Source organism: Geminicoccus sp. (assembly GCF_036263595.1).
Taxonomy (GTDB): Bacteria; Pseudomonadota; Alphaproteobacteria; order Geminicoccales; family Geminicoccaceae; genus Geminicoccus.
Map to the genome: position 1 here is coordinate 1 of NZ_DATAGQ010000189.1, position 4,183 is coordinate 4,183.

The following is a 4,183-nucleotide window of genomic DNA, read 5'->3' on the forward strand; positions in this document are numbered from 1 at the left end:
CTGCCAAAGGCCGCCGGCAGCAGCGCTTCCACCAGGCTCACCTGACCCACCGCCTTGCGCACCATCGGACGCCCCCATCCTGCTTCACCAGGATCGAATCACAGCAGCACGGCCAAGGCCAGGGTTTCGCGGCAGTCTCCAATGGCGGCAGCGAGCGCCGAGACTGGCAGCTGAACTCTGATATCCTGGTGTGATCTAATCAGTTGGGAAAGGGAACGCTGGTGATCCAGCTAGGTTTCGATCTGGCTGACCAGCACCAGGATGTGCCTGACTCGTGATCCACGTCGGGATGATCATTCTGCGCTGCTGGGCGATGTGACCAACAGTGGAAAGCTAGACCAGATGAACAACATATTTTGGCTGATCGGCGTCATCGTAGTCGTTCTCTTGATCCTGAGTTTCTTGGGTCTCCGCTGAAGGTTAGCATCTGATCGAATTAAAACAGACTAGCTTGCGTTTTCATATCGCCACGTCCTGTGTGCATGCTCAGGGCGTGGCGATGGTGAACTGATGCCGTTCCTGGGTGCAGCACGGTCACAAGTGCGGCTGCGGATGTCTCCGATGATGAAGCCGTTCTGGGCGATGCAACCAGACTGGATGCTTGACGGAATGGTTGATATCAACATAATAGGCGCATGACCGACTGCTCGGACATCCCGTTCTCCACCACGCATCACGTACGCGATCATTGCCTGTGCCTGCATGCCCAGCGTGCTGCCAGGGCGCTGGCACGGCGCTTCGACGAGGCGCTGCGGCCAAGCGGGCTGAACAACGGGCAGTTCTCGCTCCTGATGTCGCTGAATCGGCCCGAGCCGGCAACGATGGGTTCGGTTGCCAGGCTGCTGGCCATGGATCGGACGACGCTGACGGCAGCCCTCAAGCCGCTGGAGCGGCGGGGGCTCGTGGCGATCCGGAGCGACCCCGGCGACCGTCGAAGCCGGCTGCTGGAACTGACCGCCTTGGGCCGGGAGCATCTCCTGAAGGCGCTGCCCATCTGGGAGGTTACCCATAAGGCAGTCGAGCAGGGTTTGGCGGCGGACCATGCCGAGCGGTTGCGGCAGGACCTGCGGACCCTGGCCTGACGCTGCCATTCAGCCTTTCCCATCACGAACCAGATCAGCGGAGTGACCGATGGCCACCAATATCTTCGTGAACCTGCCGGTGAAGGATCTCGACAAGTCGATCGCCTACTTCCGCAAGCTCGGCTTCGACTTCAACCCGAAGTTCACCGACGCCACGGCAACCTGCATGATCGTGGCGGACGGCATCTATGTGATGCTGCTGACCGAGGCGAAGTTCAGGGAGTTCACGCCCAAGCAGATCTGCGACACGCGGACGAGCACCGAGATGCTGCTCGCCCTGTCGCTGGACAGCCGCGCAGAGGTCGACGCGCTGGCGGAGGCGGCGGTGGCCGCCGGCGGGACGACCTATAGCGACCCCAAGGACTACGGGTTCATGTACCAGCGGGCTTTCCAGGACCTGGATGGGCATAGCTGGGAGCTATTCCATATGGACCCGAGCTTTACCCAGGGGTGAGGCGCATCACCCTCAGGCAGGCTTGGCGACGGTGGGGGCACGGCGCCCCCGCCGCATCGTGGAGAGCCGCTCCAGGTAGAGCCAGACCACGGGCGTGATGTAGAGCGTGACCAGCTGCGACACGGCAAGGCCGCCCACCACGGCCACGCCCAGCGGCTGGCGCAGCTCGGCACCAGCGCCCAGCCCCAGCGCGATGGGCAGAGCGCCGAAGATCGCGGCGAAGGTGGTCATCATGATTGGGCGGAAGCGGCGCAGGCAGGCTTCCCGCACGGCCGCCACCGGCTCCGCGCCCTCGCGCCGCTCGTCGAGCGCCACGTCGACGATCATGATGGCGTTCTTCTTCACGATGCCGATCAGCATCACGATGCCGATCACCGCGATCACCGACAGGTCCATCTCCAGCCAGCCCAGCGCCCAGATGGCGCCGATGCCGGCCGACGGCAGGCCGGCCAGGATAGTGATCGGGTGGACGAAGCTCTCGTAGAGAATGCCCAGCACGATGTAGATCGTGAGGATGGCGGCGAGCAGCAGGATTGGCTGGTTGGCAAGGCCCTCCTGGAAGGCCTGGGCCGTGCCGGAAAAGCCCGTCGTGACGCTGTTGGCGATGCCGGTTTCCTGGGTGGCCTGCTCGATGGCGGCCACGGCATCGCTCAGCGCATTGCCGGGTGCCAGGTTGAACGAAATGGTGGCAGAGGGCTGCTGCGACTGCCGGTTGACCGTGAGCGGTCCGGCTTCACGGGTCACCCGGGTGACGGCGGACAAGGGCACGCTGCTGCCATCGTTCGCCTTCACGAACACGCGGCCGAGGATGGACGGGTCGTCCTGTTCCTCGCGACGCGATTCGACGATGATCGCGTAGTCGTCAGTGGCGGTGTAGATCGTGCCGACCTGCCGCGTGCCGAAGGCATCGTAGAGGGCGGAGCGGATCTGGTCGGAACGTACACCGATCGCCGCTGCGCGGTCCTCGTCCACCTGGATCTTGAGCTGCGGGTTGGTGATCTGCAGGTCGCTGGAGACGTCCTGGATCTGGGGAAGCTTCGACATCGCCGCCAGCAGGTCCGGCACGGCAGCGAGTAACGTGTCGAGGTCCGCTGTCTGCAACGTGTACTGGTACTGGCTGTTCGACTGGCGGCCGCCGATATTGATGTTCTGCACGGGATTGAAGAAGGTCTTGAGCCCGGGCACCTCCGCTGCTGCCCGGCGCAGGCGTGCTGCCACCTCCTGGACGTTCTCGGTGCGTCCTTCGTCGCGGCTCTTCAGCGCCACGAACATGCGGCCATTGTTGAGCTGGTCGCCGCCGATGCTGGAGTTGAAATAGGCCACGGCCGGGTCGGCGCGGACGATCTCTGCGACGCGGCGCTGGTTGACCGCCATGGCGTCGAAGCCGATGTCCGAGCGCGCCTCGGTCCGGACGAACATGAAGCCCGTGTCCTCGACCGGGAAGAAGCCCTTCGGCACCACGATGTAGAGGTGGATCGCATAGACCAGGGTGGCGAAGGTCACCAACAGGGTCATGAACTGGTGGCGGAGCACGAAGTCCAGGCTGATCCGGTAGAGCGTCGCCATCCCGTCGACCACGAAGTCGGCAGCACGGCTGAACAGGTTGGGGCGGCGCTCGTGCTGGTGCGGCTTGAGGAAGCGGGAGCAGAGCATCGGCGTCAGCGTGAGCGACACGAAGCCGGAGATCAGGATCGCCACGGAGATCGTGACCGCGAATTCGCGGAAGACCCGGCCGACCACGCCGCCCATGAACAGGACGGGGATGAACACAGCGACCAGCGAGATCGTCATCGAAACGATGGTAAAGCCGATCTCCGCCGAGCCCTTCAGCGCCGCCTGGAACACCCCCATGCCCTTCTCGACATGGCGGACGATGTTCTCCAGTACGACGATCGCATCGTCCACCACGAAGCCCACGCACAAGGTCAGGGCCAGCAGCGTCATGTTGTTGATGGAGAATCCCAGCAACGACATCACCGCGAAGGTGCCGATGATGGAGACAGGCAGCGTCAGGGCCGGGATGATCGTGGCGCGCAGGTCCTTGAGGAACACGAAGATCACCGCGACGACCAGGCCCATCGCGATCATGAGATGACCCGTCACGTCGTCGATTGCGTCGCGGATCGACTGGGAGCGGTCGTTGGTGATCTGGATGGAGACCGAGGGAGGAATCTGCGCCTGCAGCGACGGGATGATCTCCCGGATCCGGTCGACCACCGCGACCGTGTTGGCGTCGGGCTGGCGCTGGACGGCCAGGACGATGGCGCGGGTATCCAGGAACCAGCCGGCCCCGCGCTCGTTCTCCACGCCGTCGCGTACCGTCGCGATCTGGTCCAGCCGGACGGCTTGGCCGTTGCGCCATGCTACGACGAGCGGGCGATACTCGGCGGCGTTCGACGGAGGCGCCTGCGGGTCGATGGTGAGCGTGCGCTCCGAGCCGGCAAGCGTGCCTACCGGCGTGGTCGAGGCGGCCGAGGCGATGGCGCTGCGCACATCGCTCGTGGTGAGGCCGCGGGCCGCCGCCTGGACCGGATCGATCTCGACGCGCACGGCGTACTTCTGGGTTCCCCAGACCAGGACCTGCGCCACGCCCTCGATCTGCGAGATCTGGTCGGCGAGCAGGCTTTCCGCGTAGTCGTTGACCCTG

Annotated in this window: 4 protein-coding genes; 3 read left to right on the forward strand and 1 reads right to left on the reverse strand. The window is 64.6% G+C overall.

Features of this window, described 5'->3' with window-relative positions; genetic code table 11:
- The 3 genes from VHL31_RS19975 to VHL31_RS19985 form a co-directional block, all read left to right on the forward strand.
- A partial coding sequence (locus VHL31_RS19975; RefSeq protein WP_329662996.1) for a hypothetical protein occupies positions 1-194 on the forward strand: 194 nt, incomplete at its 5' end.
- Positions 195-635: 441 nt separating this feature from the next.
- Positions 636-1,082 carry a MarR family transcriptional regulator gene (locus VHL31_RS19980; RefSeq protein ID WP_329662997.1) on the forward strand — a complete coding sequence of 149 codons (447 nt, stop codon included), beginning with the start codon at positions 636-638 and terminating at the stop codon, positions 1,080-1,082.
- Between the two features lie 49 nt (positions 1,083-1,131).
- Positions 1,132-1,536, forward strand: a complete 405-nt coding sequence (locus VHL31_RS19985; protein WP_329662998.1) for a VOC family protein — start codon at positions 1,132-1,134, stop codon at positions 1,534-1,536.
- A gap of 12 nt (positions 1,537-1,548) precedes the next feature.
- Here VHL31_RS19985 and VHL31_RS19990 read toward each other — a convergent pair.
- Positions 1,549-4,183: efflux RND transporter permease subunit (locus VHL31_RS19990; protein WP_329662999.1), on the reverse strand; the 2,635-nt coding region annotated here is incomplete at its 5' end.

Excerpts from the sequence above, each read along its gene's own strand:
- VHL31_RS19980 (WP_329662997.1), top strand. The coding sequence starts at position 636 with ATGACCGACTGCTCGGACATCCCGTTCTCCACCACGCATCACGTACGC.
- VHL31_RS19985 (WP_329662998.1), top strand. The coding sequence starts at position 1,132 with ATGGCCACCAATATCTTCGTGAACCTGCCGGTGAAGGATCTCGACAAG.